Source organism: Pseudomonas sp. O39, from assembly GCF_045447295.1.
In the GTDB taxonomy this organism is placed as follows: Bacteria; Pseudomonadota; Gammaproteobacteria; order Pseudomonadales; family Pseudomonadaceae; genus Aquipseudomonas; species Aquipseudomonas antarctica_A.
Map to the genome: position 1 here is coordinate 242,859 of NZ_JBJGXV010000003.1, position 26,747 is coordinate 269,605.

At 60.7% G+C, this 26,747-nt stretch carries 22 protein-coding genes and 1 pseudogene; 9 read left to right on the forward strand and 14 right to left on the reverse strand.

What is annotated here, in order from left to right; translation table 11 throughout:
* Positions 1 to 125 precede the first annotated feature (125 nt).
* Complete coding sequence (locus tag ACI77D_RS05975; RefSeq protein ID WP_221295577.1) at positions 126 to 689, forward strand: NAD(P)H nitroreductase; 564 nt, start codon at positions 126 to 128, stop codon at positions 687 to 689.
* A gap of 139 nt (positions 690 to 828) precedes the next feature.
* Here ACI77D_RS05975 and ACI77D_RS05980 read toward each other — a convergent pair whose 3' ends face one another.
* The 8 genes and pseudogenes from ACI77D_RS05980 to gap all read right to left on the reverse strand — a co-directional run bounded on the left by ACI77D_RS05980 (position 829) and on the right by gap (position 9,890).
* Positions 829 to 1,584, reverse strand: coding sequence for a methyl-accepting chemotaxis protein (locus ACI77D_RS05980; RefSeq protein ID WP_407016289.1), 756 nt, complete (start codon positions 1,582 to 1,584; stop codon positions 829 to 831).
* A 102-nt stretch (positions 1,585 to 1,686) separates the two neighbouring features.
* A pseudogene (locus ACI77D_RS05985) lies at positions 1,687 to 3,021 on the reverse strand (HAMP domain-containing protein); the annotation flags it as partial.
* An 85-nt stretch (positions 3,022 to 3,106) separates the two neighbouring features.
* Positions 3,107 to 3,508, reverse strand: coding sequence for a YbaN family protein (locus ACI77D_RS05990; protein ID WP_064453971.1), 402 nt, complete (start codon positions 3,506 to 3,508; stop codon positions 3,107 to 3,109).
* Between the two features lie 169 nt (positions 3,509 to 3,677).
* Positions 3,678 to 4,286: a biliverdin-producing heme oxygenase gene (locus ACI77D_RS05995; RefSeq protein ID WP_221295576.1), complete on the reverse strand. Its 609-nt coding sequence runs from the start codon at positions 4,284 to 4,286 to the stop codon at positions 3,678 to 3,680.
* A gap of 138 nt (positions 4,287 to 4,424) precedes the next feature.
* A complete protein-coding gene (locus ACI77D_RS06000) occupies positions 4,425 to 6,989 on the reverse strand; it encodes a TonB-dependent receptor (RefSeq protein ID WP_407016228.1) in 2,565 nt (854 codons plus the stop codon).
* A 116-nt stretch (positions 6,990 to 7,105) separates the two neighbouring features.
* Positions 7,106 to 8,074 carry a FecR family protein gene (locus ACI77D_RS06005; RefSeq protein WP_407016229.1) on the reverse strand — a complete coding sequence of 323 codons (969 nt, stop codon included), beginning with the start codon at positions 8,072 to 8,074 and terminating at the stop codon, positions 7,106 to 7,108.
* Positions 8,075 to 8,148: 74 nt separating this feature from the next.
* A complete protein-coding gene (locus ACI77D_RS06010; RefSeq protein ID WP_064453967.1) occupies positions 8,149 to 8,667 on the reverse strand; it encodes an RNA polymerase sigma factor in 519 nt (172 codons plus the stop codon).
* Positions 8,668 to 8,888: 221 nt separating this feature from the next.
* On the reverse strand, positions 8,889 to 9,890 hold the full coding sequence (gene gap, locus ACI77D_RS06015; protein ID WP_407016230.1) for a type I glyceraldehyde-3-phosphate dehydrogenase: 1,002 nt from the start codon (positions 9,888 to 9,890) through the stop codon (positions 8,889 to 8,891).
* A 221-nt stretch (positions 9,891 to 10,111) separates the two neighbouring features.
* Between gap and edd the strand changes: the two genes are divergently transcribed.
* The 4 genes from edd (at position 10,112) to ACI77D_RS06035 (ending at position 15,222) form a co-directional block, all read left to right on the forward strand.
* Complete coding sequence (gene edd, locus ACI77D_RS06020) at positions 10,112 to 11,938, forward strand: phosphogluconate dehydratase (protein ID WP_407016231.1); 1,827 nt, start codon at positions 10,112 to 10,114, stop codon at positions 11,936 to 11,938.
* Positions 11,935 to 12,891, forward strand: coding sequence for a glucokinase (locus ACI77D_RS06025; RefSeq protein ID WP_128591785.1), 957 nt, complete (start codon positions 11,935 to 11,937; stop codon positions 12,889 to 12,891). The genes edd and ACI77D_RS06025 overlap by 4 nt, the downstream gene beginning before the upstream one ends.
* A gap of 137 nt (positions 12,892 to 13,028) precedes the next feature.
* Positions 13,029 to 13,763, forward strand: coding sequence for a response regulator (locus ACI77D_RS06030; RefSeq protein WP_053257795.1), 735 nt, complete (start codon positions 13,029 to 13,031; stop codon positions 13,761 to 13,763).
* Entirely contained in the window at positions 13,753 to 15,222 is a 1,470-nt protein-coding gene (locus ACI77D_RS06035; RefSeq protein WP_064453963.1) for an ATP-binding protein, read from the forward strand. Before ACI77D_RS06030 ends, ACI77D_RS06035 begins: the two co-directional genes overlap by 11 nt.
* A gap of 125 nt (positions 15,223 to 15,347) precedes the next feature.
* Here ACI77D_RS06035 and ACI77D_RS06040 read toward each other — a convergent pair whose 3' ends face one another.
* Positions 15,348 to 16,277 (reverse strand): AraC family transcriptional regulator, encoded by a 930-nt coding sequence (locus ACI77D_RS06040; RefSeq protein ID WP_064453962.1) that lies wholly within the window; start codon positions 16,275 to 16,277, stop codon positions 15,348 to 15,350.
* 328 nt (positions 16,278 to 16,605) lie between these two features.
* Here ACI77D_RS06040 and ACI77D_RS06045 point away from each other — a divergent pair, with 328 nt between their 5' ends.
* Positions 16,606 to 16,947: an antibiotic biosynthesis monooxygenase family protein gene (locus tag ACI77D_RS06045; protein ID WP_407016232.1), complete on the forward strand. Its 342-nt coding sequence runs from the start codon at positions 16,606 to 16,608 to the stop codon at positions 16,945 to 16,947.
* A gap of 43 nt (positions 16,948 to 16,990) precedes the next feature.
* Entirely contained in the window at positions 16,991 to 17,239 is a 249-nt protein-coding gene (locus tag ACI77D_RS06050; RefSeq protein ID WP_407016233.1) for a hypothetical protein, read from the forward strand.
* A 126-nt stretch (positions 17,240 to 17,365) separates the two neighbouring features.
* Here the strand turns inward: ACI77D_RS06050 and ACI77D_RS06055 are convergent, their stop codons facing one another.
* The gene (locus tag ACI77D_RS06055; RefSeq protein WP_064453959.1) at positions 17,366 to 17,998 is read right to left on the reverse strand and encodes a flavin reductase family protein; all 633 of its coding nucleotides are present in this window, start codon (positions 17,996 to 17,998) and stop codon (positions 17,366 to 17,368) included.
* Between the two features lie 192 nt (positions 17,999 to 18,190).
* On the opposite strand from ACI77D_RS06055, the gene ACI77D_RS06060 reads away from it, so the two are divergent.
* Positions 18,191 to 18,946, forward strand: coding sequence for a hypothetical protein (locus ACI77D_RS06060; RefSeq protein ID WP_064453958.1), 756 nt, complete (start codon positions 18,191 to 18,193; stop codon positions 18,944 to 18,946).
* A 139-nt stretch (positions 18,947 to 19,085) separates the two neighbouring features.
* Here ACI77D_RS06060 and ACI77D_RS06065 read toward each other — a convergent pair whose 3' ends face one another.
* The 4 genes from ACI77D_RS06065 to ACI77D_RS06080 form a co-directional block, all read right to left on the reverse strand.
* Entirely contained in the window at positions 19,086 to 20,405 is a 1,320-nt protein-coding gene (locus tag ACI77D_RS06065; RefSeq protein WP_221295570.1) for an MFS transporter, read from the reverse strand.
* 296 nt (positions 20,406 to 20,701) lie between these two features.
* Positions 20,702 to 22,027, reverse strand: a complete 1,326-nt coding sequence (locus ACI77D_RS06070; RefSeq protein ID WP_407016234.1) for a sigma-54-dependent transcriptional regulator — start codon at positions 22,025 to 22,027, stop codon at positions 20,702 to 20,704.
* On the reverse strand, positions 22,021 to 23,787 hold the full coding sequence (locus ACI77D_RS06075) for an ATP-binding protein (RefSeq protein ID WP_407016235.1): 1,767 nt from the start codon (positions 23,785 to 23,787) through the stop codon (positions 22,021 to 22,023). Before ACI77D_RS06075 ends, ACI77D_RS06070 begins: the two co-directional genes overlap by 7 nt.
* Positions 23,788 to 24,039: 252 nt before the next feature.
* The gene (locus ACI77D_RS06080) at positions 24,040 to 25,563 is read right to left on the reverse strand and encodes a fumarate hydratase (protein ID WP_064453954.1); all 1,524 of its coding nucleotides are present in this window, start codon (positions 25,561 to 25,563) and stop codon (positions 24,040 to 24,042) included.
* Between the two features lie 221 nt (positions 25,564 to 25,784).
* On the opposite strand from ACI77D_RS06080, the gene ACI77D_RS06085 reads away from it, so the two are divergent.
* Positions 25,785 to 26,717: an iron-sulfur-binding ferredoxin reductase gene (locus ACI77D_RS06085; RefSeq protein WP_064453953.1), complete on the forward strand. Its 933-nt coding sequence runs from the start codon at positions 25,785 to 25,787 to the stop codon at positions 26,715 to 26,717.
* Positions 26,718 to 26,747 lie beyond the last annotated feature (30 nt).

Below are 26,747 nucleotides of genomic sequence, written 5' to 3' on the forward strand. Positions count from 1 at the left end.
GAAGGCGGAAAATAAGGCCGCAAAGTCTAACAGGGCAGGGCGGATTGAATAAGAGCAATTATCGTTTGGTGGAATCCGATTCATTACCGCTAGAATGGCCGCACATTTTTATCTGGAGGTGGCCAATGCAGGCTCTCGACGCTTTGCTCAACCGTGTTTCCGTGCCGCGTTTGCTGGAACCGGCACCGACCCAGGAGCAGCGCGACGTGCTGTTCGCCGCCGCCATGCGCGCGCCCGACCATGGCCAACTGCGCCCATGGCGTTTTCTGACCGTGGAAGGCGCGGCCCGTGAGCAAATGGGCACGCTGCTGGCCGAAGCCGCGCGACTGCAGGACGCCGACGCGCCGCAAGCCGCCATCGACAAGGCCCAGAACGGCCCATTGCGCGCACCGCTGGTCGTTGTGGTGATTGCCCGTTTGCAAGAACACTTCAAAGTGCCGAAGTCCGAACAACTGCTGGCGGCCGCCTGTGCGGCCCACGGCATTCTGCTGGCGGCGTACGCTCAGGGGATTGGTGCCGTGTGGCGCACCGGTGAATTGTCCTACTCGGCTCACGTCGCCAAAGGCCTGGGGCTGACGGCAGATGAGGAAGTGATTGGCTTCCTCTACCTGGGCACCCCGCAGAACCCGCCGCGCACTGCGCCGAAAGAAGACCTGACGCCGTTTGTTACAGCCTGGACTGGTCTGTAAGAAAGCGCAGATCTGCTTTATGTGGGAGCGGGCTTGCTCGCGAAAGCGGTGGATCAGTCAATACATCCAGTGACTGTCACACCGCATTCGCGAGCAAGCCCGCTCCCACATTTGCTCATCATCATTTTCAAGTCAGGCGTTACACCTTGAACTGATCCATCAACTTCATCTGCTGGCTGGCTAACGCGTTCAGTTGGCTGCTGATGGCCGCCGACTCGGTGGCCTGGCTGGTGAGGGTTTCGGTCACGGTGCGGATTGCCGAAACGTTGCGATTGACCTCTTCGGCCACAGCGCTCTGTTGTTCGGCGGCGCTGGCGATTTGCAGGTTCATGTCGCTGATTACTGTCACCGCATCGCTGATCTTGCCTAACGCTTGCGCCGCTTGATGGATCTGCCCGGCATTGCTCTGGGCCTGGTGTTGGCTGGAATGCATAGTCGCTACCACGCCCCGCGTTCCGCTCTGGATGCGTTCGATCACCAGGCGAATCTCTTCCACCGAATCCTGGGTACGTTTGGCCAGGTTGCGCACTTCGTCGGCCACCACCGCAAAGCCACGCCCGCTTTCCCCGGCGCGCGCGGCTTCGATGGCGGCGTTGAGTGCCAGCAGGTTGGTCTGCTCGGCAATGCTGCGGATCACTTCCAGCACCGAGCCGATCTGCTCGCTGTTCACCGCCAGGGCTTCGACTTCACTCACCGCTTTGCTGACTTCGTCGGCGAGGGTGGTGATATCACGGGTGCTCTGTTCAATGATCGACATGCCATCACGCGCCGACTGATCCGCCCCGCGCGCCGCGCTGGCGGCGTTGGAGGCGCTGTTGGCCACTTCATGGGCGGTAGCGCTCATTTCATTGGAGGCGGTGGCGACCTGGTCGATTTCGCGGAACTGCACCTGCATGCCTTCGCTGGTCTGGCGCGCGATGGCTGAAGACTGATCTGCCGTGCCACGTGCTTCGGTGATGCTTTGCTTGATCTGTGCGATGGTCGGCTGCAGCTTGTCGAGGAAGCGGTTGAACCAGTTTGCCAGCTCGCCCAATTCGTCTTTCTTGGCATAGCTCAGGCGCTGGGTGAGGTCACCTTCGCCGCTGGCGATGTTCTTGAGCATGGCGGCGACGGTATTGATGGGGCGGGTGACGCCGGTGGCAGTCAGCCAGATCAATAGCAAGCCGAGCAAGGCGGCGGCCGCGCCGACCAGCAGCGCTTTGAGCGTGGAGGCGTTTTGGGCCTTGTCGAGTATCCCTTGCAGTTTCAGTGCGTCGGCCAGCATCACTTCTTTTGGCAGTTTGATGACCACACCCCAGGATTTTGCATCGGCAATGGGTTTCACCGGGTACACGGCGCGAATCGTGTCGTCCTGTTCGCGGATCATGCGGGTTTCACTGGCCAGCAGTTGCACGATGTCTTTGCCTTCGGCGCCAATGGTGTCGATCAGGTTTTTGCCGACCTTGTCCGGTTGGCCACTGAATGCCACAATCAAACCGGTGCTGGAGAGGATTTCCAGGTAGCCGGCACCGTTGAACAGGTCTTTTTGCGCCGCGTCCGTGGCGGCTTGCAGGGCATTCAAGGCCAGGTCGATGCCCACCACACCGATGACTTTACCGTCCACGATTAACGGTAGCGAAATGGTGGTCATCAGCACCTGCTTGCCGGCGACTTCGTCGGCGTACGGGTCCAGCAGGCACACAGTGCGCGTGTCTCGTGGGCAGGTGTACCAGATGTTGTAGGGCGTACCGCTGAGATTGGGCGTGGTCTTGATCAGGTCGTCTTCGACCATCACGGTGTTCAGGCCATCGCCGCCGGCGCGGCTCCAGTAGCTGGAGAAGCGACCTTTTTCGTTGGAAACGCGGGCTTTGTCGTCGACGAACTCGCTGTCCTTGCCATCCAGGGCGTTGGGTTCGAACGACAGCCAGATACCCAGCACTTTGCTGTTGCGCTCGAAGGCGGTCTTGAGGCTCTGGTTGAGTTCTTCACGCAGGGCGCTTGCGTCCAGCCCGCGCTTGGCGGCCGTGTTGCGCAGGCCCTTGATCTGGTCGGCCAGCGCGGTGACGACGATCAGGCTTTCGCCGAAGGTTTTTTGCAGTTGTACGGCCTGTTCAGCGGCCTTGGCCTGCAACAGGTTTTGCACACTGTTGGTGAGCATTCGCGAGCTTGATTCGCTGACCAGTCGGTTGTTCTGGTCGGCCTCGTAAAGGTTGATGCCGACGATCAGCGCGATCACCCCCAGGAGGCAAAGGCCCGACAGCAGCACTATTTTCAAGCGGATGGAGAGGGTGTCGAACATAGGTTCACTCGCGATTGGACTTGTTAGAAAGCAAGCAGGGCGAGCCAAGTCCATTCGGCGCTATGTCCGGAACATCGGCGTAACGTGATGTTTCATGAGGCGGAGGCGATGAGCGGTAGGCAAAAGCTTGAACGCGGCGTTATACGGGGGTTGCAAGCCGTTCCGGGCGTGACCAGATCCACAGGTTGCCCAGGCTCATCCCGGCAATTGCCAGGTAGATCGGCCAGCCGTGGTCGAGCATCACCAGCATCAAACCGGCACATAGCAACATGCTCACAGTGGCGCTGACTTTGGCCCTGCGCGCGATGATCTTGCCGTTGCGCCAGTTGAACAGAATCGGCCCGAACAGCCGGTGGTTTTCCAGCCAGGCACTCAAGCGCGGCGAGCTTTTGGTTGCGGCCCAGGCGGCCAGCAGGATGAATTCGGTGGTGGGCAAACCCGGTATGACAATCGCCACCAACCCAATGCCCAGGCTGACGTAGGCCAGCAGGCCGAAGAGGATCTGCGCGATTTTTGAGGTGGATTGGGTTTTGCCGGTCATGGTGACGCTTATCTGGTGAGAGGGTTACACATTATCCGAACTGAAATGCGCTCAAATGTGGGAGCTGGCTTGCCTGCGATAGCGGACTGCCTGCCTGCACATCGGGGGCTGGCCCACCGCCATCGCAGGCAAGCCAGCTCCCACATTGAACCGGTTTCTACCGGCGTATTTACGCCAGTTCAGGGGCCGTAGCGTACGCCTGTTCCAGCAACACGGTGAAGCGCACAAACGCATCGATCGCACCTTTTTCGACCGCGGCTTCTTCTTCGGCGCTGAACGCCAGGCCGTCGAGGGTGCGGGTGAAACGCTTCCAGCCTTCGGCGCGACCACCGGCCGGCTCGCCGAGGTGGCGGGCCCCGAAGGTTTCGCTCAGGCCCAGGCCTACGGCGCGCTTGATCAGGAACGCAGCGCCCAGCTTGGAACCTTCGGACACGAACAGCCAACCCAGGGCTTCGGCCTTGCTCGGGTTTTTCACGGCGCCGGCGACCGGTGCTGGCACTTCAGTGTCGAGGTCTCCGAGGTCCAGCTTGGCGGCATCGGCGCGGCAGCGCTCGGCCAGGTCCGGGACGATCTTGATCAACTCGGGGTCGTTGTACAGGGCTACCAATTCTGATTGGAACAGGTATTGCGCGACCACGAAGCGGGCGAAGTTGGCTTGGGTTTCGAACGGGGCGTGGGCTTTGACCAGCGCATCGAGCTGGGTGTGCGGCGCGTGAGTGATCTGGTTCAGGCGCTGGGAGCGCAGGCTTGGGCGTTCTGCGGTAGGGGAAGCGGTCATCGAAAAAAGTCCTTGAGAAGAGTAGCGCCTGGGTGCCCTAAAGAGAGCGGTTATCAACTAGACGAACAAGAAGACGCGGCACAGTAAAAAATCCTCACCTCGCCGCTGTTTAATCGTGGCGAGGTAAGGAGGAAGTGGTCAGATGTCCCAGATCAGGTTGATCGCAAAGTTGCGGCCGGGCTGGGTCAGGCGGTCGAGGTTGGCGGGCGCTGTAACACCCGCTTCGCCGACGCCGTCGTAGCTGCGCACGTCATCCCAGTTCCAGTATTTCTTGTCGGTGAGGTTGTAGAGGCCGCCGTTGATGGTCACGTCGTTGGTAACTTTGTAGTAGCCGGTCAGGTCGACGATGCCGAAGCCAGGCGTTTTGAACGGGGCACTGGTGCTGCCATCAGGTGCGTGGAAGGTGGTGCTGTCGACGCGATTCTGTTTCTTGACCAGCGTCCAGCTGACCAACGCACCGTATTGCTCTTGCTCATAGCCCAGGCCGAATACGCCTTTAAGTGGGTTGACGCTGTTGAGCGGCTCGCCGTTGTCGTCGTTGCGGCCGTAGGTGTAGCCAACCGAGCCCTGGGTGTAGAGGCCTTGCGGTGCGCCGAAGGCGTCGAGGTTCAGGCGGCCTTTGGCTTCAATGCCCTTGATGGTGGCGTGCTTGATGTTGTTGGCTTCGAACTGTTGCACGGTGCCGCCGGCAACCGAGGCGTCCTCGTCGATGAAGTCGCGGTACTTGTTGTAAAACACAGCGATATCGAACGAACCTTCGTCGAAGTTGCCACGAATCCCGGTTTCCACGCCTTTACTGCTCTCAGGCTTGAGGTTCGGGTTGGGCTCGACGGTGTAGCCCTCATTCAAGTTTTCAAAGCGGCCATACAAGGCTTTGGCCGACGGTGTGCGGAAGCCTTCAGCGTATTGGCCGAACCAGGTGTAGTGATCGGTCAGCGCGTAGGTCAGGCCGAATTTAGGGGTGACACGGTGCCAGGTTTTTTCCGCATTGCTGTGATCGTAGATCCGGTTAGGGTCGACGGTGTTGAGGAATTCCTGGGTCAGCTTGGGTTTGAGCTGGGTGTAGTCGTAGCGCACGGCGGGCAGGAAGGTCCATTTGTTCCAGGTGATCTGGTCCTGCGCAAACAGCGAGTAGGTGTTAATGGTCGGGTCCGGGAAGTCGCTGGACTTTTTCACGCTGTCGGCGGCCATGGGGCTTGGGGCGCCGACGGCCGTGCAACCGCCGCCAATGGCGAGGCAGGTGGCGGCGCCTTCGCGGGAGCCGGTGACTTTCTGCTGCTTCAATGTGGTGCCGTACGTCACCTGATGATCGGTTTCGCCGAGGCTGAAAGCCTTGTCCAACTGTGCGTCGAACACCCATTGTTTTTCTTCGTATAGGGTCTCGCGGGTGCGCAATACACGGCGCGATGGCTGGTAGATTTCGGCGGTGGTCTGGTCGGTCTTGGCGATCTGGTAGTTCAGGCTGGTCTTGATGCGATCGGCAACCGGCGACTCAAGGGCAAAGGTGTTTTCCAGGCCGAAGCGCTCACGGGTGATGGTGTCGTTGCCTGAGCGGGCGCGGTACAGATTCATCCCACGACCACCGATGAACGGTCCGCCCACGGCATTCTTCAAGTTAACGTCGCGATCGTCCTTGAACTTCTCGTAGGTCAGGCCCAGGCGATTGTCGTCACCGTAGTTCCAGCCCAACTTGGCGAGGATATTGGTGGTGCGCGCATCCTCCGGGTTCGCCCCGGTGCGGGCCAGGCCGGTGGCGTTGTTGCCGTCGTAGGATTCCATTTCATGGCCATTACGCTGGCTCAGGTGCAGCAGGCCGTCGACGTCCTGCACGCGGCCGGCGACGGTGCCGGAAGTCAGCCAACTGTCGTCGGCGGAGCTGTAGCCGGTTTTCAGGCGGGCGCCGACGTCCTGGCCGGGCTTGATGATGTCGTCCGGATCGAGGGTGAAGTAACTCACTGCGCCGCCGATCGCGCTGCTGCCGTAGAGGGCCGAGGCCGGGCCACGGAGGATTTCCACGCGCTTGACGATTTCCGGGTCGACGTAGTTGCGGCGCGTCTTGGCGTAGGGGCCGTTGAAGAAGTTGTCCGGCACTTCCACACCGTCTACCTGAGTGAGGATGCGGTCGCCGTCGATGCCGCGAATGTTGTAGCCCGCGTTGCTGGCGCGGGTGCCTGCGCCGCCGACCGACACGTTGGGCTCGTAGCGCACCAGTTCACGAATGGTGTTGACGTTCTGGCGGTCCAGCGCCTTGCGATCCTGAACAGTGACGGTGCTTGGCACGCTGCTGACGTCCTGCTCGTTACGGGTGGCGCTGATGGTCACCTGTTGCAGGTTGAGCACGCTGCCCGCCGCACGTTTCTCCAGGACGATGGTGTTATTGCCCAGTTTGCGATAGCTCAGGTTGGTCCCTACCAACAGCCGGTCCAGGGCTTTTTCCGGCGACAGTGCACCGCGCACGCCGGGGGACGATACGCCCTGGCCCAACTCCGCGGGCAGGCCGACTTGCCAGCCGGTCACGGCGGTAAAGGCATTCAATGCCGAAACCAGAGGTTGCTGCTCAATGCTGAAACTGTAATTGCCGTGACTGCGCGCGGCAGGTTCGGCGGCGGTGGCGGCCATGGCCGGCGCGCTGGCCAGCAGGAGGGCAGCGGTCAGCAAGGACAGGACGGGCGAAGAGGACCGGCGGTTGAAACGAGAGTACATCGAGAGCGCTCCGGAGATACGAATCTTATAGTTGCGAACCGAATCAAATAGGAATCAGTTGCATTGGCTATAACGAGACGTACCGCCGGTTACTATCGAGTAAAAATAATTCTCATTTAGTTCAGGATCACCAGCGCCGGGTATTCCGAAAGCTTGGCCGAGGTGATGTGCGCCAGCGAGCGCACCACGTTGAGGGGCTGGTCGAGGCGGTAGTTGCCGGTGACGGCGGTGCTGGCGAGCTTGTCGTTGTTGTTGACGATCCAGCCTGGGTAATAGCGTCGCAGCTCGGCGAGCACTTCGCTCATTGGGCAGTTTTCGAACACCAGCCGGCCCTGGACCCAGGCCAGCTCCTTGCTGGCATCCAGCTTGGCGGGTTGGCCGAAACCCTTTGGGCCGATACGGATGCTCTCGCCGGCGCTCAGGCGAACGCGGGCATCATCGAACGTGTTGCTCAGGTCGACATCACCGCGCTGCACCTGCACCTGGGCCTCGCCGTTGAGATAACGCACGGCGAAGTCGGTGTCGCGCACGCTGGCGCGCACGGGGCCTGCGTCAATCTCCAGGGGCAGGCCACGATTGGGCGTCACTTCGAAAAACGCCTCGCCCTGGTAAAGGCGGGCGACGCGCTGCTGGTCCTTGATGCTGCTGGAAAACGCCGAGTTGGTGTTCAGCAGCACTTTGGAGCCGTCGTCCAACTGCAGACGCTGGCGTTCGCCGACCACCGTGAGGTGGTCGGCTTGCAGGCGAACGGGCAGGTTGCTGAAGTTGAACAGGCCGACCAACAGCACGGCGGCGGTGGCAATCGGTTTCCAATGGGGTTTGATACGGCGCCAGACCGTCGGCTTGCGCGGCGCGGCCAGCGCCACAGCGGCGCTGTACACCGGCGCGCCACCCCAGGCGGCCTGGGCTTTGCTGAATGCGTGCGGGTGCGCCGGGTCGCTGGCCAGCCAGGCGTCGAACTCGGCTTGCTGCCCGGGTTGTGGGCACTGCAAGGCGATCAGCCAGTCGAGAGCCTGGTCCATAGCCGTGTCTTGCAACACCTCATGAGCCAGCTCATGGGGACGCAGTTTATTCGGGGCCGTCACGGTGTTCCTCGGGTCTTCGCCACGTTCTATTCATTTTTCCTGCAATCTGGATCGACACTTCTGTCGGGTGAAGCTTAAGGCTGATCCAGACGTTCGGCCACACCTACACAGATGGCCATGATCAATTTCAGTTCCTTTTGCACGGTGCTCAAGGACACTTGCAACTGGTCGGCAATCTCCTGATAGCTGCAACCGTGCAGGCGGCTGAGGATGAAAATCTGCTGCTGGCGGGCGCTCAACTGGCCGAGGCTGACGCTCAGGTGTTCGAGCAGTTGCTCGGCCTGGGTCGCGTCTTCGGGTGTGCTGATGGGATCGGCGACGCTTTGCAGCACGTCCAGCGGGACATCTTCCTGCAGCGTGCGCGCCTGGATCCTGCGCGAGCGCAGATGATCCAACGCAAGATTGCGCGCGGTTTGATAGACGAAGGGTTCGAGGTGGTCGATCGGCCGCTCGCTGAGGGCCCGGGTGACGCGCAGATAGGTTTCCTGCAACAGGTCCTCGGCGGTGCTGGGGTTATTCACCATCCGCTGCAAAGTGCGTAGCAGAATCACCCGTTGGGTGAGAAAGACTTGGTTGAAGCGAGATTGGCTCACAGTGACACCAGACCGATAGGCAGTTAATGATAATGCTTATCATCAACTGAAATGGCAAGTGGCTATTGCTGTGAGCCAGCACCGATCAAATATGGGAAAGGTTTTTTGTGGGCGCCGGGCTTGCCCGCGATGCAGGCACCTGGGTATTTCAGTCAAACCGAGGTGATGCTATCGCAGGCAAGCCAGCCCCCATAGAAGCCAGCTCCCACACAGGCCGAGCATTACTCGGCGTTGCACAGCGCCAGGCAGTTATCCAGCATACGGTTGGAGAAGCCCCATTCGTTGTCGTACCAGGCCAGCACTTTCAACAGCTTGCCGCTGACCTTGGTGTGATTGGCATCGAAGATCGACGACAGCGGGTTATGGTTGAAGTCACTGGAAACCAGCGGCAGGGTGTTGTAACCGAGGATTTTCGAGTGCTGGCTGGCTTCTTTGAGCAGGGCGTTGACTTGCTCGGCCGTGGCGTCTTTTTTCAACAGCACGGTGAGGTCCACCAGGGACACGTTGATCACCGGTACACGCACCGCCATCCCGGTCAGTTTGCCCGCCAGTTCCGGCAGCACCAGGCCTACCGCTTCAGCGGCGCCGGTTTTGCTCGGGATCATGTTCTGGGTCGCCGAGCGCGCACGGTACGGGTCGGTGTGGTAGACGTCGGTCAGGTTCTGGTCGTTGGTGTAGGCGTGAATGGTTGTCATCAGGCCGCTTTCAATGCCCAGCTCGCGGTGCAGTACCTGGGCGACCGGCGCCAGGCAGTTGGTGGTGCACGACGCGTTGGAGATGATCTGGTGCGATTGACGCAAAATGTCATGGTTCACACCGTAAACCACGGTGGCATCGGCGCCTTTGGCCGGGGCCGAGATGATCACCTTGCGCGCGCCAGCAGTAATATGGGCGGCAGCCTTGTCACGGTCGGTAAACAGACCGGTGCACTCGAACACCACGTCGATCTTGTGCGCAGCCCACGGCAGGTCGGCCGGGTTGCGAATGGCACTGACGGCAATCCGGTCACCATTGACGGTCAGGCTTTCCTGATCGTGGGCGACCTCTGCTTCGAAAGTGCCATGTACGGTGTCGTATTTGAGCAGGTGGGCGTTGATCGAACTGTCGCCCAAATCGTTGATGGCGACGATCTGCAAATCCTGGCGATAGCCTTGGGTATACAGTGCGCGCAGGACATTACGGCCGATACGGCCAAAACCATTGATTGCGATACGAAGAGTCATTGGAAAGTGCCTGTCGTCGATTTGTTGTAAGAATTACAAGATTATTCGCATAAAAATAGAAAACAAGCCTTTTTAGTGGCAATATTTTGTTCAATCTACAACGAGTGACCTGAATCAACTGGTCCGATGATTCAAACGACACCCTGCCATCCCATGAGCTGCGGGCGTTTGATCAGCATAGGAACGCAGGTCGCCACATCCGTTAGCCTGGAGTTCTACACATGCATCCCCGCGTTATTGAGGTCACCGAACGGCTTATCGCCCGCAGTCGTGCAACCCGCGAGGCTTACCTTGCGCTCATTCGCGGCGCCGCCAGCGACGGCCCGATGCGCGGTAAGCTGCAATGCGCCAACTTTGCCCACGGCGTCGCCGGCTGCGGCACTGAAGATAAAAATAGTCTGCGCATGATGAATGCCGCCAACGTGGCAATTGTTTCTTCATATAACGACATGCTCTCGGCGCACCAGCCGTACGAACACTTCCCTGAACACATCAAGAAAGCCCTGCGCGAAGTCGGCTCGGTCGGCCAGTTCGCCGGTGGCACGCCTGCCATGTGCGATGGCGTGACCCAAGGTGAGCCTGGCATGGAGCTGAGCCTGCTCAGCCGCGAAGTCATCGCGATGTCCACGGCGGTAGCGTTGTCCCACAACATGTTCGATGCGGCGCTGATGCTGGGCATCTGCGACAAGATCGTGCCGGGCCTGATGATGGGCGCGTTGCGCTACGGTCACCTGCCGATGATCTTCGTACCGGGCGGCCCCATGCCGTCGGGCATTTCCAACAAGCAGAAAGCCGATGTGCGCCAGCGCTACGCCGAAGGCAAGGCCACCCGCGAAGAGCTGCTGGAATCGGAGATGAAGTCCTACCACAGCCCCGGCACCTGCACCTTTTACGGCACCGCCAACACCAACCAGTTGCTGATGGAAGTGATGGGCCTGCACTTGCCGGGCGCCTCGTTCGTCAACCCGTACACGCCGCTGCGTGATGCGCTGACCCGCGAAGCCGCGCACCAGGTCACCCGCCTGACCAAGGCCAGCGGCAGCTTCACGCCGATCGGCGAGATCGTCGACGAGAAATCCATCGTCAACTCCATCGTGGCGCTCAATGCCACCGGCGGTTCCACCAACCACACCCTGCACATGCCGGCGATCGCCATGTCGGCAGGCATCATCCTCACCTGGCAGGACATGGCCGACCTCTCCGAGGTGGTACCGACCCTGTCCCACGTGTATCCAAACGGCAAAGCCGACATCAACCACTTCCAGGCAGCGGGCGGCATGTCGTTCCTGATCCGCGAACTGCTTGAAGCCGGCTTGCTGCACGAAGATGTCAACACCGTGGCCGGCAAGGGCCTGAGCCGTTACACCCAGGAGCCGTTCCTGGTCGACGGCGAGCTGATCTGGCGCGACGGCCCGATCGAAAGCCTCGACGAAACCATCCTGCGCCCCGTGGCCCGCGCGTTTTCGCCGGAAGGCGGCCTGCGCGTGATGGAAGGCAACCTTGGTCGCGGCGTGATGAAAGTCTCCGCCGTGGCGCCGGAGCACCAGATCGTCGAAGCCCCGGCGGTGGTGTTCCAGGATCAGCAGGATTTGGCCGACGCGTTCAAGGCCGGCCAACTGGAAAAAGACTTTGTCGCGGTAATGCGCTTCCAGGGCCCGCGCTCCAACGGCATGCCGGAACTGCACAAAATGACGCCGTTCCTCGGCGTGTTGCAGGACTGTGGTTTCAAAGTGGCGTTGGTAACAGACGGGCGTATGTCCGGCGCGTCGGGTAAGATCCCCGCCGCGATTCATGTCAACCCCGAAGCTCAGAGCGGCGGGCCACTGGCACGGGTCCAAGATGGCGATATCATTCGCGTCGATGGCGTGAAGGGCACCCTGGAGCTTAAGGTGAACGCCGAAGAATTCGCAGCGCGCACGCCTGCCACGGGCCTGTTGGGCAATAACGTGGGGGCCGGTCGCGAACTGTTTGCATTTATGCGCATGGCCGCAAGCTCCGCAGAGCAAGGCGCCAGCGCCTTTACCTCTGCCTTGGAGACGCTTAAGTGAAGCTTGCGCTGGTCGGTGATATTGGTGGTACCAACGCCCGTTTTGCGTTGTGGCGGGATCAGGAACTGCATTCGATCCGCGTGCATGCCACTGCGGATCACCAGAGCCCTGAGGAGGCCATCAAGGTCTACCTCAAGGAAGAGGGCCTGGAAAGCGGGGACATCGGTGCGGTGTGCCTGTCGGTCGCCGGGCCGGTGAGTGGCGATGAATTTAAATTCACCAACAATCACTGGCGCCTGAGCAAAACTGCATTTTGCAAAACCTTGCAGGTGGATGAGCTGCTGCTGGTCAATGACTTCACGGCGATGGCCCTGGGCATGACTCGCCTCAAACCCGACGAATTCCGCGTGGTCTGCGAAGGCACGCCGGAGCCGTTGCGCCCTGCTGTGGTCATCGGCCCGGGCACTGGCCTGGGCGTTGGCACCTTGCTGGATTTTGGCGAAGGTCGCTGGGCGGCGCTGCCGGGGGAGGGCGGTCATGTCGACCTGCCGCTGAGCAGCCCGCGTGAAACCCAGCTGTGGCAGCACATCTACAATGAGATCGGCCATGTCAGCGCCGAAACGGCCTTGAGCGGTGGCGGCCTGCCGCGTGTGTACCGCGCCATTTGTGCAGTCGATGGGCACACGCCGGAGCTGGACACGCCGGAAGCCATTACCGCGGCTGGCCTGGCCGGCGACCCGGTAGCGATTGAAGTGTTGAACCAGTTCAGCATCTGGCTGGGCCGCGTGGCGGGTAACAACGTGTTGACCACCGGTGGACGCGGTGGTGTGTACATCGTGGGCGGGGTGATACCGCGGTTTGCCGACTTCTTTATCAACAGCGGCTTTGCCAAGAGTTTTCGCGACAAAGGCTGCATGAGCGATTACTTCAACGGTATTCCGGTGTGGCTGGTGACTGCGCCGTATTCCGGGTTGACCGGGGCGGGAGTGGCGCTGGAGCAAGCTTTTGCATAGGTACTGATGGCCTCTTCGCGAGCAAGCCCGCTCCCACATTTTGAAATGCATTCCAAATGTGGGAGCGGGCTTGCCCGCGATAGGGCCCGAAGGGCAACAAATGACTTAAGCTTGGCCATAACAACAAGGAGGACCCCGTGAGCGTAATCAGTAAATCGATTCTCCTCGTCGACGACGACCAGGAAATCCGCGAATTGCTGCAAACCTACCTCAGTCGCGCCGGCTTCCAGGTGCGTGGCGTGCCGGATGGCGCGGGGTTCCGCCAGGCGATGAACGAGGCGCCGTGCGACCTGGTCATCCTCGATGTGATGTTGCCGGACGAAGACGGTTTCAGCCTCTGCCGCTGGATTCGCCAGCACCCGCGCCAGGCGCAGGTGCCGATCATCATGCTCACCGCCAGTTCCGACGAAGCCGACCGTGTGATCGGCCTGGAGCTGGGCGCCGACGACTACATCGGCAAACCCTTCAGCCCTCGCGAGCTGCAAGCGCGGATCAAAGCCCTGCTGCGGCGTGCCCAGTTTGGCCAGGAACGCAGCATCGGCGGCGATGTGTGGGTGTTCGATGAATGGCGCCTGGACATGATCAGCCATCGCTTGTTTCACGTTGACGGTGAAGAGGTGATTCTCTCCGGCGCCGACTTTGCCCTGCTTAAATTGTTTCTCGACCACCCTCAACAAATTCTCGACCGCGACACCATCGGCAACGCCACCCGTGGCCGCGACCTGATGCCGCTGGACCGTATCGTCGACATGGCCGTCAGCCGCCTTCGCCAACGCCTGCGCGATACCGAAAAACCTCCGAGGCTGATCCGCACCGTGCGCGGCAGCGGTTATCAACTGGCAGCCAGCGTGGTTGCCGGCAATGCCCACTGAGCCGTTGACCGAGCGTCGCCGGCGCTTCCCGGTACCGCGCTCACTGTTGGGGCGGATGTTGCTGCTGACCTTGCTTGCGGTGCTGTTCGCCCAGGCGCTGTCCAGCGTGATCTGGGTCTCGCAACTGCGCGCCACCCAGCTCGAAGGCCTGGTCACCAGCGCCCGCAGCCTGGCGCATTCGATGACGGCCAGCGTGAGTTATTTCCGCTCGTTGCCAGTGGCCTACCGCCCGTTAGTGCTTGATCAACTGCGCAGCATGGGTGGCACCCGCTTTGTGGTGACGCTCAACGATCGCCCACTGGATATGCAGATATTGCCGCAGACCCCGCGCAAGCAGGCGGTGTTGCAAGCGGTGGACGAAGTGCTGCGCCAGACCCTGGGCAGCGACGTGCATATTTCGGTGGAATTCGTCAGCGCCGAGGACCTGCGTATTTTCAATGCCGGCTTGAAGCTCGATGAACTGCCGCGCTCCTGGGCGCATTACGCGCTGACGCTCGAACCGGTCAACCCGCCCGTGTTGGTCACTCAGATCCAGCTTGCGCCGGGCGAGTGGTTGTACATTGCCTCGCTGTTGCCCGAACCCTACACCAGCCTTGAAGAACAAGGCCTGCCTTCGCAGCAGGTGTGGTTCATCGTGTTGACCAGCGGCTTTCTGTTGTTGTTTATCGGCCTGCTGGTGCACTGGCAGAGCCGGCCGCTCAAGCGCCTGGCACGGGCGGCACGCGACATGTCCCTGGGCGCGGATGTGGAGCCGGTGGCCGAAGGCGGCGGCAGTGAAGTGGTGGAAGTGGGCCGTGCATTCAATGCCATGCGTGAACGCATCAGCCGCTACCTGACCGAGCGCAGCCAATTATTCAGTGCAATATCCCACGATTTGCGCACGCCGATCACGCGCCTGCGCCTGCGTGTGGAACTGCTTGAAGACGAGAACCTGCAAAACAAATTCGGCCGTGACCTGGATGAGCTGGAGTTGTTGGTCAAGGGCGCGCTGCAATGCGTGAAAGACACCGATATCCATGAAAACATCGAACCGGTCGACCTCAATCACGTGCTCGATTGCCTGGTAGAACCGTACCTGGCGCCCAACGGTAATGGCCGCATCACCCAGCAAGGCCGCGCCCTGGCACCGTACCCGGGCAAGCCGCTGGCGCTTAAACGCTGCATCGGCAACCTGATCGATAACGCGTTGAAGTACGGGCAGAACGCCCACTTGCATATCGAGGACGATGGCGCGGAATTCATCCTGCACGTTGATGACGAGGGGCCAGGCGTGCCGGAGCAGCGGCTGGAGCAAGTGTTTGAACCGCATTTTCGTTTGGCCGGCCAGCAGCAGGGTTATGGCCTGGGCTTGGGTATCGCACGTAACATCGCCCACAGCCATGGCGGCGAAGTGAGTTTGCAGAACCTGCGCGAGGGTGGTTTGCGAGTCACCTTACAGCTCCCGCGAACCCTGGACTAAAGCACACAGAGGATCAAATGTGGGAGCGGGCTTGCTCGCGAATTCAGAGTGTCAGTCACCGAAAACTTTGACTGATCCACCGCTTTCGCGAGCAAGCCCGCTCCCACATTTTGAACGCCTTTGGGTCAGATACTCTGGCGCAACCGGGCCAAATCTCTCAGCGGTGGCGCCCCAAACAACCGGCTGTATTCCCGGCTGAATTGTGACGGGCTTTCATACCCCACCCGATACGCCGCTGCCGAGGCCTCCAGCCCTTCGGCGATCATCAACCGCCGCGCCTCCTGCAAACGCAACTGCTTCTGGTATTGCAACGGGCTCATGGCGGTGATCGCCTTGAAGCGGTGGTGCAAGGTCGAGACACTGAGGTTCACTTCCTTGGCCAGGTCATCAATACGCAGCGGCTGCTCATAGTTGCCGTTCAGCCACTTGATCGCCTGGCTCACACGATGGCTCTGACTGTTGGCTACGGCAATTTCATACAGTCGGTAGCCTTGCGGACCACGCAGCAACCGGTAGAGGATTTCGCGGTTGATCAACGGTGCGAGCATCGCGATGTCTTTGGGGGTGTCCAGCAAGCGCGTCAGGCGCAGCACGGCGTCCAGCAACTGGGCGTCGATGCGGTCGACGTACATGCCGCGAGAAGTCGGACGCGATGGCACGCCCATCGGGCCGGCCTCGGCAATCAACGCGGTCAGTTGCGCCGGGTCGATATTGATCCGCACCGACAGGTTAGGGTCTTGCGGCGTCGCGTCGATGATCCGGCCGGCCACGGGCATTGCAACCGAAAACACCAAATAGTTGAGGGGGTCGTAGGCAAAAATCTCGTCTGCCAGGCGCACTTCCTTGCTACCACTGGCAAGGATGCACAGGGCCGGTTCGACCAGCACCGGCATGAAGTCGCGCGGTGTGTTGTGGCGGTTCAGGAACAACGAGGTAATCGCCGTGCCGTAGGAGCCATCTTCCCAGGTATGTCGGTGCACGATGCTGGCGAGTTCGACGCGCTGTTTTTCCGTCTCGGCATCGAGGGGAATGGACGTATGTTCCGGCGACGACATTGGGTGTCCTCTACAAGCTTCTTTGATGGACTCAGCTTAGCGGTGACGTTTCAAAAAGTGTTACGTCGATTCTGCACAATCCTTGCCTGATCCTGCGATATGTCGTGAATCAGGCAAGCGCGATGCCTGTCATCTGCCTGAAACACTGAGCCTGTGCATGGAATAAATCCCGGGTGCCAGACGTCTTATCTACGCTTCTCGCAGGATTGTGCAATAAGCCTGCAGGAATTGACTAACCACGCCCACACCTGCGCCGCTATCTTTGATCCTGTGGCAACACGCCCTCACAGTGTTTGCCGAGCATCACTTCTCAACGGGAGAGTCGAACATGTCCACCCCCATTCCCGCGAGCCATATGGCCTTTATCCGCGCCCGTACCGGGTGCAGCACCGAACTCGGTGCACGCTTGAGCAGTTTGATCGAACCGGGCCGTCAGGCTCAGGGTTGCCTGCAGTTTTCATTGCAGCATTCCCAGGTCGATCCCGATGTATGGCTGGTCTCTGGCTTCTGGAGCAGCGAGCAGGCGATGAGCGCCTACTTCAGTGCGCCGGCCCTGATGATCTTTACCGAGCTGTTGAACGACATGGTCGTGCGCAGCATGGACTTCCAGACCTTTACCGAGGCATCCGCTGCGCATGCCTACGGCGAGTACCTGCAACTGGCCGGTTAGTGCTTTAGAATGGCCGACTTTCCCATTGGCCAGGATTTGCAACATGGCACGTAAAGAGTTTGCCCACCACGAAGTCGTTTCCGCCTTGGTGCGAGAAGAAGAGGGTGGCTACAGCGCTGCCATTGCCGTCAAGGCACTGGATGGCATGGGCGCACCGCGCTTTCACAAGGTCCTTGATGGACAAACGTTCAAGACCGCTGACGACGCCGACGATGCGGCTGCCGCGCAATTGGTGCGGCTGGTCGATGTGGACGAAGAGGGTCAGTTGACCTGGTCAACAGCCGCCAACTAAACAACACCGCCGATCCAAATGTGGGAGCGGGCTTGCTCGCGAATGCAGAGCGTCAGTCACTGGAAATATTGACTGATCCACCGCTTTCGCGAGCAAGCCCGCTCCCACATTTTTATTGCATTCCAATCAGCGCGCAGTGGCGCCTGGACGATACATCTTGAACAGTGCCTCCGGCCCCAACTGGAAGTAATCCGCCGGGCCACCGCCACGCAATATCGGCTCGGCGGCGGCGGTGTCGTAAATCCCATCCTTGAGCAGCCACTTGGCGATGTGCACGGCAACGACCTCGCCGAGCACCAGCCAGCTTGGCACCAACTGCTTGTCGGCGCGCTGCAGCTGAATAATCTGCGTCACCTTGCATTCGAACGACACCGGGCTCTCGCCCACACGCGGCACGCCGACGATTTTCGAGGCCACCGGCGTCAGGCCGGACAGTTCGAACTCATTCACCTGCGGCGCTACCGCTGCGCAACTCTGGTTCATCTGCTCGGCCAGCGGGCGAGTGGCCAGGTTCCACACAAACTCGCCGGTCTGCTCGATGTTGTTCAGGCTGTCTTTGCGCCCGACGCTGGAAAACCCAATGATCGGCGGGATGTAGTTGAACGCATTGAAGAAACTGTAGGGCGCCAGGTTCAGACGGCCTTCGCTGTCGTGGGAGGAAATCCAGCCGATGGGCCGTGGGCCGACGATGGCATTGAACGGGTCGTGTGGCAGGCCGTGGCCATTGGCGGGTTCGTAAAAATGGATATCGTCAGACATGGCCGGGGTTCCTGCTGTTGGGTTCGGTGAAGGCGCCATACTGCAATTCATGGCGGCGAATTTCCATCGGCTGTATGGAATTTTCATTTAGTGCCCACCTATTTTTCACAGCGCCACGTTCAGTCTGCGCGGCAGGTCGACACCCCCCTAAGTCGGCCCATTGAAAGACTGAGCTTCGGAGCCTTCTGCACCATGAACAAACTTCCTCAGATCACCCTGGCGTTCTGGGTCATGAAAATCTGCGCAACGACCCTGGGCGAAACCGCCGGGGATTTGCTCTCGATGACCCTGAATGTCGGGTACGCCATCAGCTCGATGATCCTGATCAGTGTGTTTCTCGTCACCCTGGTGACACAGCTCTGGTCGAAAACCTACAACCCGGTGCTGTACTGGATCGTGATTCTGTCCACCAGCACGGCGGGCACCACGATGTCGGATTTCATGGACCGTACCCTGGGCCTTGGCTATGCGACGGGCTCGATGATCCTGATCGCGATCCTGATGATCATCTTTGCCCTGTGGCATGTCAGCGGTGATTCGCTGAACGTGAACAAGGTCCAGACTTTTCGGGGCGAACTGTTTTATTGGATGGCGATTCTGTTCTCGAACACCTTGGGCACCGCGTTGGGCGACTTCCTCGCGGATGACTCCGGGTTGGGTTTCGCTGGCGGCGCTTTGCTGATCGGCTCGGCTATTGCGGTGGTAGTGGCACTCAAATACTTCACCAAAATCTCGTCGGTGCTGTTGTTCTGGGTGGCGTTTGTATTGACCCGGCCGTTTGGTGCGACCCTGGGCGACTTCCTCACCAAACCTCATGAAAAGGGTGGGCTGGATTTCGGCACCATCGGTTCATCGGCGGTGTTGGCGGCGGTACTGGTGGTGATGATTGCCGGGGCGTCGTATGCGCAGCGCCGGTATGGTCGTCAGCAGTCCGTAGAGCTGACCTGACCCTGTTTAAGAAACGCTACGCAACGAAATGTGGGAGCAGGCTTGCTCGCGAATGCAGGGTTTCAGTCAACGGAAATACTGACTGATCCACCACTTTCGCGAGCAAGCCCGCTCCCACATTTTTTACTGTGCCCAGCCTTTAGTCCGTGGTAATCCGCGAATGCTTGCGGGTGTCTTTCATGGTCACGTAGACCACCAGCGACACCGCGATACACGCGGTCACATACCAGTAGTAACCGGTCTCCATGCCAATGCTCTTGAACCACAGTGCGATGTATTCAGCGGTGCCGCCGAAAATCGAAACGGTCAGTGCATACGGCAGGCCCACGCCCAGGGCGCGGATTTCCGTAGGGAACAGCTCGGCTTTTACCACCGCATTGATCGAGGTGTAGCCGCTGACAATGATCAGCGCTGCCATGATCAGAAAGAACGCGCCCCACCAGCTTTGGATGGTGTGCAGGGTGGTGAGGATCGGCACGGTGAACAGCGTGCCGAGGATGCCGAACGCGATCAGGATCGGCCGCCGGCCGACTTTGTCGGACAGCCCGCCGACCAGGGGTTGCAGGCACATGAACAGAAACAGCGTGGCGGCTGAAATGGTGGTGGAGTCGGAGATGCTCATGCCGACGGTGTTCACCAGGTATTTCTGCATGTAGGTGGTGTAGGTGTAGAACGCCAGGGTGCCGCCCATGGTCAGGCCGACCACGGTCAACACTTCCTTGGGGTGGCGCATCAAGGTGCGCATCGCGCTTTCCTTGGCTTTTTCCTTTTTGGTGAACGACTCGGTTTCTTCCATGCCGCGACGCAAGAACAGCGCGACCACTGCGCACAAGGCGCCGATGGCGAACGGGATGCGCCAGCCCCAGGCATACAGCTGCTCGGTGGTCAGGGTTTGTTGCAGAATGATCAATACGGCCAGGGCGATGAGCTGGCCGGAGATCAGGGTCACGTACTGGAAGCTGGAGAAGAAACCGCGACGTTCCTTGGTCGCCATTTCACTCAAATAGGTGGCCGAGGTGCCGTACTCGCCGCCGACCGACAGGCCTTGCAGCAAGCGTGCGAACACCAGCATGATCGGTGCGCCGATGCCGATGGTGTCGTAGCCCGGGGTCAATGCGATCAGCAGCGAGCCGAAGCACATCAGCAATACCGAGGCCATCAATGCGGCCTTGCGGCCCTTGTAGTCGGCGTAGAGGCCCATCAGCCAGCCACCGATCGGGCGCATGATGAAGCCCACGGCAAAGATGGCGGCGGTGTTCATCAACTGGGCGGTGGAAGAACCGGCGGGGAAGAAGGCTTTGGCGAAGTACAGCGAGAAGGCGGCGTAGACGTACCAGTCATACCACTCGACCATGTTGCCGACGGAGCCGCTGAAGATCGATTTGATCCGGCTGGACGTACTGCGTTCTTTTGCCGGCGCAGCCGCCGACCCCAGAGGCAAGGTGTTGGAGTTATCCATTGAAGGATCCTTCATCTAATTGTTTTTGTGGAGCGGCGCGAGCGCAGCCTGGTTCGGGCTATAGCAGGAGCTGTGCCAAGTAGATGAAGGCCCGGTTTAGAAGGGTTTGAAGAATTTTCTGAGCGGAAAGTCGCTGATAGTTTGAGGGTGATGAGCGGAAATCCGCTTATGGCTACTGGCTCCTTCGCGAGCAAGCCCGCTCCCACATTCGATCCCATTCCAACTGGAGGGATGCGGTCGAATGTGGGAGCGGGCTTGCTCGCGAAGGCGTCCTGCCAGGCAATAAAAAATTCAGCCTACAGAAACGTATCCCGCACCAACCCATGCCGCTGCATCTTTTCATTGAGGGTTCGACGCGGCAGTTGCAACTCGGCCAGTACCGCCTTGATATCGCCTTTGTGCCGAACCAGCGCCGCTTTCAGGCAATGAGCCTCGAAGGCTTCCTGCTGCGCTGCCAGGGATTGCCCCGCTTCGATACCTTCCGGCTCCGGTTCGCCAAGTCCCAGCACCTGGCGTTCGGCGACGTTGGCCAACTCACGCACATTGCCCGGCCAGTCATGGCTGAGCAGGCGCCCCAGTTGCGCGCCGCTCAAGGGTTCTGCGCTGCGGCCCAGGCGCTCGGCGGCGCTGTGTGCAAAGTGCTCGAACAGTAGCGGAATATCTTCACGGCGCTCGCGCAACGGCGGCAGGCGCAGTTGCGCGACGTTCAGTCGGTAGGCCAAATCTTCGCGAAAACGCCCGGCGCGGGCCTCTTCGAGCAGGTCGGGCTTGGTGGCGGCGATGATGCGCAAGTCCACGTGAATACTTTGATTCGAACCCAGACGCTCGAGTTTCTGTTCCTGCAACACGCGCAGCAGTTTCACCTGCTGGGCCAGTGGCATGCTTTCGATTTCATCGAGAAACAGTGTGCCGCCATGGGCGTATTCCAGCTTGCCGATGCGCCTGCCCTGGGCGCCGGTGAACGCGCCGCTTTCGTGGCCGAACAGCTCGGCCTCAAACAACTGCTCGGGGATCGCTGCACAGTTGAGCGCGACAAACGGCTTTTTCGCGCGCGGGCCAAAATCATGCAGGCAGCGGGCGACCAATTCCTTGCCGCTGCCGGTCTCGCCACGAATCAACACGTTGACGGGCAAGCTGGCCAGATCAAGTACCTGACGCCGCAGGTTCTGCAAACTCCGGGACACGCCCAGCAGGCTGGATTCCAGCTGCGCCCGATGGTCGGCCTGTTGATGCAGGCGGCGGTTTTCCAGGATCAGCCCGCGCTTGTCCAGCGCGCGGCGCAGGCTGTTGAGCAAGGCATCCGGGCTGAAGGGTTTTTCCAGAAAGTCGTAGGCACCGTCGCGCATGGCTTCCACAGCCATCGGCACGTCGCCATGGCCGGTGAGCAATATCACCGGCAAGTCGGCATCGCGTCGTTGCACTTCGGCCAACAGCTCCAGGCCGCTGAGCCCCGGCATGCGCACGTCGCTCAAGATCACCCCGGGGAAATCCTTGGGCAATTGCGCCAGGCATTCTTCAGCGCGGCTGAACAACTGCACGTCAAACCCCGACAGGCTCAGCCATTGCTCGACGGCCGTGCGAATGCTGGCTTCGTCATCGACCACAATCACCGCGTTCAACATAGCTCAGGCGTCTCCAGCACAATCGGCAAGGTCAGGGTAAACACCGCACCGTCGCCACGGTTGCCGGCGAGCAGGCGCCCGCCGAGTTCGTGCACGATGGCATAGGAAACCGCCAGCCCGAGGCCGAGCCCATCCCCCACGGGTTTGGTCGTAAAGAACGGATCGAAGACACTGTTCAAGTGCTCTTCGGCAATCCCGCCGCCGCTGTCGCTGACGGTCAATTGCCAGAGTTGCTGGTCGGCATGCAGGCGGATTTCCAGGCGTTTGCGCGGTTTGTCCGCCATGGCGTCGAGGGCGTTGCGCAACAGATTGATCAGTACCTGCTCCAGGCGGATAGCATCGCCGCGGACCCAGGCCGGGCGGGTCAGGTCCAGCACCACGCCGATGGCCTCATCGCGCAACCGCGCGTCGAGCAGGTGCAAGGATTGGTCGACGACTGTCGCCAGGTCCAACCTTTCGCGCAGGCCGCTGGGGCTTTTACGGGCGAACGTCTTGAGGTGGCCGGTGAGTGCGGCCATGCGCGTGAGCATGTCGTCCAGCGGGGTGAGCGCCTTGTAGGCATCGTCCACGCGACCGTGGTCCAGCAGCAGCCGCAAGGTCGCCAACTGCATGCGCTGGGCGGTCAGTGGCTGGTTGATTTCATGGGCGAGGGCGGCGGACATCTGCCCCAGTGCCGCCAGCTTGGCTGATTGCACCAGGCCATCTTGCGCCGTGCGCAGGGCCTGAGTGCGCTCCTCGACAAGCTGTTCGAGCTCTTCGCGGCTGCGTTGGCGCAAGCGGGCCAGGCGCCAGCGTTGAGTCAGGAACAGCACCAGGAACACCAGCGCCAGCCAGGAGCCGGCAGCCGCAAGCCCGGCATTGCGTTGGTCTTCAAAGGCGAACTGCGGCTTGCGCAACAGGTGCAAGGTCCAGCCTTCGGCCTTCAGCGGCAGGGATTCCCAGATGTAGTTGGCGCTGCCGTCGGGGCCGTTGACGCGCATCAGGTGGCTGTTCTCGTCGAAGCGCTGCAACGTCTGGGTGTCCAGCGGCCGCAGTTGTTTTTTGTCGTATTGGCGGGTGGCTTTGAGTTCAGTTAGGTCGCTGGCCGACAACGGACGCAAGTTGCGGTAACGCCAGCCCGGTTGATTGGCGATAAACACGATGCCGCGCGCGTCGCTGACCAGCAGCAGGTCATTGCCTTGGGCCCATTCGCGTTCGAGTTCGGGAAACTCCAGCTTCACCACCATAGCGCCGAGGAACTGTTCGTGTTCATCGACCACCGCGCTGGAGAGGAAGTAACCCGGAATGCCTGTGGTTACCCCCACTGCATAAAAACGCCCGGTGCCCTGGCTCAGGGTCTGGCTGAAATAAGGCCGAAACGCGTAGTTGTGCCCGACATAACTGCTGGGCAGGTTCCAGTTACTGGCCGCCACGGCCAGGCCGGTGTGGTCCATCAGCTCCAGGGTGGAAGACTGCGCGGCGCCGTTGATGCGTTCCAGCTTGCGGTTGAGCACGTCCTGGGTGGCGGTGTCCAGCGGGGCTTTCAGGGCGCTGATCATTTCCGAATCCAGCGCCAATACGGCGGGCAGGGCGCGGTATCGTTCGATCAGGGTGTGCAAGGAATTGGCGTACAGCGCCAGTTGCTGATTGGCGCGAGCGGCGTCATCCACCAGGGCCTGGCGCTCGGCATGGCGGGTGGCCAAGGCGGCGGCCAGCACCGCACCGGCGATGATCAACAGTGAGTAGAAGGTCAGGCGCAGGGGGCGTGGGATCACGATCATACGGTGATGGGCAGGCACAGTAAGGGGTGAGCACCATAGCATGGGCTGCTTGGATCTTGTGGCATGCAGGCTTGTGTGGGAGCTGGCTTGCCTGCGATGGCATCACCTCGGGGTCACTGAAAAACCGATGTGCCTGCATCGCAGGCAAGCCAGCTCCCACATGACCGAGTTTGTCATTGCAACATTGCCAGTCATAAAAAAGGCGACTGGGCCATGGGGCCGCAGTCGCCTTTATCCTTGCGAGGGAAGTGCTTACTGCACCTCTACCGCCAGGCTTTCACTGATCTTTTTCTGCCAGATGGCAGGACCGGTGATGTGGACGGATTCGCCCTTGCTGTCCACCGCTACGGTGACCGGCATGTCTTTCACGTCGAACTCGTAGATCGCTTCCATGCCCAGTTCGGCAAACGCGACCACGCGCGACTTCTTGATGGCTTGCGCCACCAGGTAAGCGGCGCCGCCAACGGCCATCAGGTACACGGCTTTGTGGTCCTTGATCGCTTCGATGGCGGTCGGGCCGCGCTCGGATTTGCCGATCATGCCCAGCAGGCCGGTTTGCTCGAGGATCTGACGGGTGAACTTGTCCATCCGCGTCGCGGTGGTCGGGCCTGCCGGGCCAACCACTTCTTCGCGCACCGGATCAACCGGGCCGACGTAGTAGATGAAGCGACCCTTGAGGTCCACCGGCAAGGTTTCACCCTTGTTGAGCATCTCGACCATGCGCTTGTGCGCAGCGTCGCGGCCGGTGAGCATCTTGCCGTTGAGCAAGACGGTTTCGCCCGGCTTCCAGCTCTGCACGTCTTCCGGGGTCAGGGTGTCGAGGTTGACGCGACGGGCCGACGGGCCGGCTTCCCAGACGATTTCCGGGTAAGCGTCCAGCGGTGGCGCTTCCAGCGACGCCGGGCCCGAACCGTCGAGCACGAAGTGCGCGTGACGGGTGGCGGCGCAGTTGGGGATCATGCACACCGGCAGCGAGGCTGCGTGGGTCGGGTAGTCCATGATTTTTACGTCGAGCACGGTGGTCAGGCCACCCAGGCCCTGGGCACCGATCCCCAGTTGGTTGACCTTCTCGAACAGCTCCAGGCGCATCTCTTCGATACGGTTCTGCGGGCCGCGCTTTTTCAGCTCGTGGATGTCGATGGATTCCATCAACACTTCCTTGGCCATCACGGCGGCTTTCTCGGCGGTGCCGCCGATGCCGATGCCCAGCATGCCCGGTGGGCACCAGCCGGCGCCCATGGTCGGAACGGTCTTGAGCACCCAGTCGACGATCGAGTCGGACGGGTTGAGCATGGCCATTTTCGACTTGTTCTCGGAACCACCACCTTTAGCGGCCACGTCCACTTCCACGGTGTTACCCGGGACGATGGAGTAGTGGATGACTGCAGGGGTGTTGTCCTTGGTGTTTTTACGCGCGCCAGCCGGGTCGGCCAGGATGGATGCGCGCAGGACGTTTTCCGGCAGGTTGTAGGCCTGGCGCACGCCTTGGTTGATCATGTCGTCCAGGCTCATCGTGGCGCCATCCCAGCGCACGTCCATGCCTACACGTACAAATACGGTGACGATACCGGTGTCCTGGCAGATCGGGCGATGACCGGTGGCACACATGCGCGAGTTGATCAGGATCTGCGCGATGGAGTCACGGGCTGCCGGGGATTCTTCGCGCAGGTAGGCTTCGTGCATCGCCTGGATGAAGTCAACGGGGTGGTAGTAGGAAATGAATTGCAGGGCGTCGGCAACGCTCTGAATCAGGTCGTCTTGCTTGATCACGGTCATGAGTCGCGCTCCTCTATAAGACGGGAACATTCAATAAAGGTGGCTTCAGTGGGGTACATCGGTCGGCTGAAGTCACCTTTCCAAGGCACGCCGAGTGCAGCAGGCGCGACGCTAAAAAGGCGCGGCAGTATAACCCGGCGCGGTGGCCGATACACCCGACTATGGTCAAACTGTGTCGGGCGTGATTCCCTGTACGCAGCCCCTTCTGATTGAGACCTTATATGCCTGAACTGCGTGTCGGCGAACGCCACTGGTCGGTCGCCACCGGCAGCAACCTGCTGGATGCCTTGAATACGGCGGGTGTGGCTGTGCCTTACAGTTGCCGGGCGGGCAGTTGCCATGCGTGTCTGGTGCGGTGCCGGGGTGAGGTCGAAGACAAGCAACCCGATGCCCTTACCCCGGCGCAACGCCAGGATGGCTGGCGGTTGGCCTGCCAGTGCCAGGTCATCGCAGATGTGCAGGTCGACGCGTTTGACCCGCTGCGTGACGGTTTGCCGGCCAAGGTGGTGGGTGTTGATTGGTTGAATGTGAATGTGCTGCGCCTGCGCCTGCAACCGGAGCGTGGCCTTCGCTACCGGGCCGGCCAGCATCTGGTGGTGTGGGCGGGGCAGGTGGCGCGTCCGTATTCGTTGGCGAGCTTGCCCCAGGAAGATGCATTTCTGGAGTTTCATCTCGATTGCCGTCAGCCCGGCCAGTTCAGCGATATCGCCCGGCAGTTGCAGGTAGGCGACGTGTTGCAGTTGGGCGAGTTAAGGGGAGGGGCATTGCACTACGATCCCGACTGGCAATCGCGGCCGCTATGGCTGTTGGCGTCCGGCACGGGCCTGGGCCCTTTGTGGGGTGTGTTGCGTGAGGCGTTGCGCCAGGATCATCAGGGCGCTATTCGCGTGATTCACCTGGCCCATGATGGCGAGGCGCATTACTTGGCTGAGCCCCTCGCGCAGCTGGCTGCGCAGCATCCGAACCTGACGGTTGAGCTGTGGACCTCGGCTGAGCTGGACCCAGTATTGGCGCAACTGCGGCTTGTTTCGCGGCAAACTCTGGCCTTACTCTGCGGGCACCCTGTCAGCGTAGAGGCGTTTTCCAAGCGCCTGTTCCTGGCCGGGCTGCCGCGCAATCAACTGCTGGCCGATGTGTTCCTGCCTCGTGGTTGAGCGCTGAATTCTACAGCCGCGAGATTCGCC

What these genes read in the sequence shown, in the direction of transcription:
- ACI77D_RS05975 (WP_221295577.1), top strand. Translation starts at nt 126, where the DNA reads ATGCAGGCTCTCGACGCTTTGCTCAACCGTGTTTCCGTGCCGCGTTTG.
- ACI77D_RS05980 (WP_407016289.1), bottom strand. Translation starts at nt 1,584, where the DNA reads ATGCAGGTGCAGTTCCGCGAAATCGACCAGGTCGCCACCGCCTCCAAT.
- ACI77D_RS05990 (WP_064453971.1), bottom strand. Translation starts at nt 3,508, where the DNA reads ATGACCGGCAAAACCCAATCCACCTCAAAAATCGCGCAGATCCTCTTC.
- ACI77D_RS05995 (WP_221295576.1), bottom strand. Translation starts at nt 4,286, where the DNA reads ATGACCGCTTCCCCTACCGCAGAACGCCCAAGCCTGCGCTCCCAGCGC.
- ACI77D_RS06000 (WP_407016228.1), bottom strand. Translation starts at nt 6,989, where the DNA reads ATGTACTCTCGTTTCAACCGCCGGTCCTCTTCGCCCGTCCTGTCCTTG.
- gap (WP_407016230.1), bottom strand. Translation starts at nt 9,890, where the DNA reads ATGACTCTTCGTATCGCAATCAATGGTTTTGGCCGTATCGGCCGTAAT.
- edd (WP_407016231.1), top strand. Translation starts at nt 10,112, where the DNA reads ATGCATCCCCGCGTTATTGAGGTCACCGAACGGCTTATCGCCCGCAGT.
- ACI77D_RS06035 (WP_064453963.1), top strand. Translation starts at nt 13,753, where the DNA reads ATGCCCACTGAGCCGTTGACCGAGCGTCGCCGGCGCTTCCCGGTACCG.
- ACI77D_RS06040 (WP_064453962.1), bottom strand. Translation starts at nt 16,277, where the DNA reads ATGTCGTCGCCGGAACATACGTCCATTCCCCTCGATGCCGAGACGGAA.
- ACI77D_RS06045 (WP_407016232.1), top strand. Translation starts at nt 16,606, where the DNA reads ATGTCCACCCCCATTCCCGCGAGCCATATGGCCTTTATCCGCGCCCGT.
- ACI77D_RS06050 (WP_407016233.1), top strand. Translation starts at nt 16,991, where the DNA reads ATGGCACGTAAAGAGTTTGCCCACCACGAAGTCGTTTCCGCCTTGGTG.
- ACI77D_RS06055 (WP_064453959.1), bottom strand. Translation starts at nt 17,998, where the DNA reads ATGTCTGACGATATCCATTTTTACGAACCCGCCAATGGCCACGGCCTG.
- ACI77D_RS06060 (WP_064453958.1), top strand. Translation starts at nt 18,191, where the DNA reads ATGAACAAACTTCCTCAGATCACCCTGGCGTTCTGGGTCATGAAAATC.
- ACI77D_RS06065 (WP_221295570.1), bottom strand. Translation starts at nt 20,405, where the DNA reads ATGGATAACTCCAACACCTTGCCTCTGGGGTCGGCGGCTGCGCCGGCA.
- ACI77D_RS06070 (WP_407016234.1), bottom strand. Translation starts at nt 22,027, where the DNA reads ATGTTGAACGCGGTGATTGTGGTCGATGACGAAGCCAGCATTCGCACG.
- ACI77D_RS06075 (WP_407016235.1), bottom strand. Translation starts at nt 23,787, where the DNA reads ATGATCGTGATCCCACGCCCCCTGCGCCTGACCTTCTACTCACTGTTG.
- ACI77D_RS06080 (WP_064453954.1), bottom strand. Translation starts at nt 25,563, where the DNA reads ATGACCGTGATCAAGCAAGACGACCTGATTCAGAGCGTTGCCGACGCC.
- ACI77D_RS06085 (WP_064453953.1), top strand. Translation starts at nt 25,785, where the DNA reads ATGCCTGAACTGCGTGTCGGCGAACGCCACTGGTCGGTCGCCACCGGC.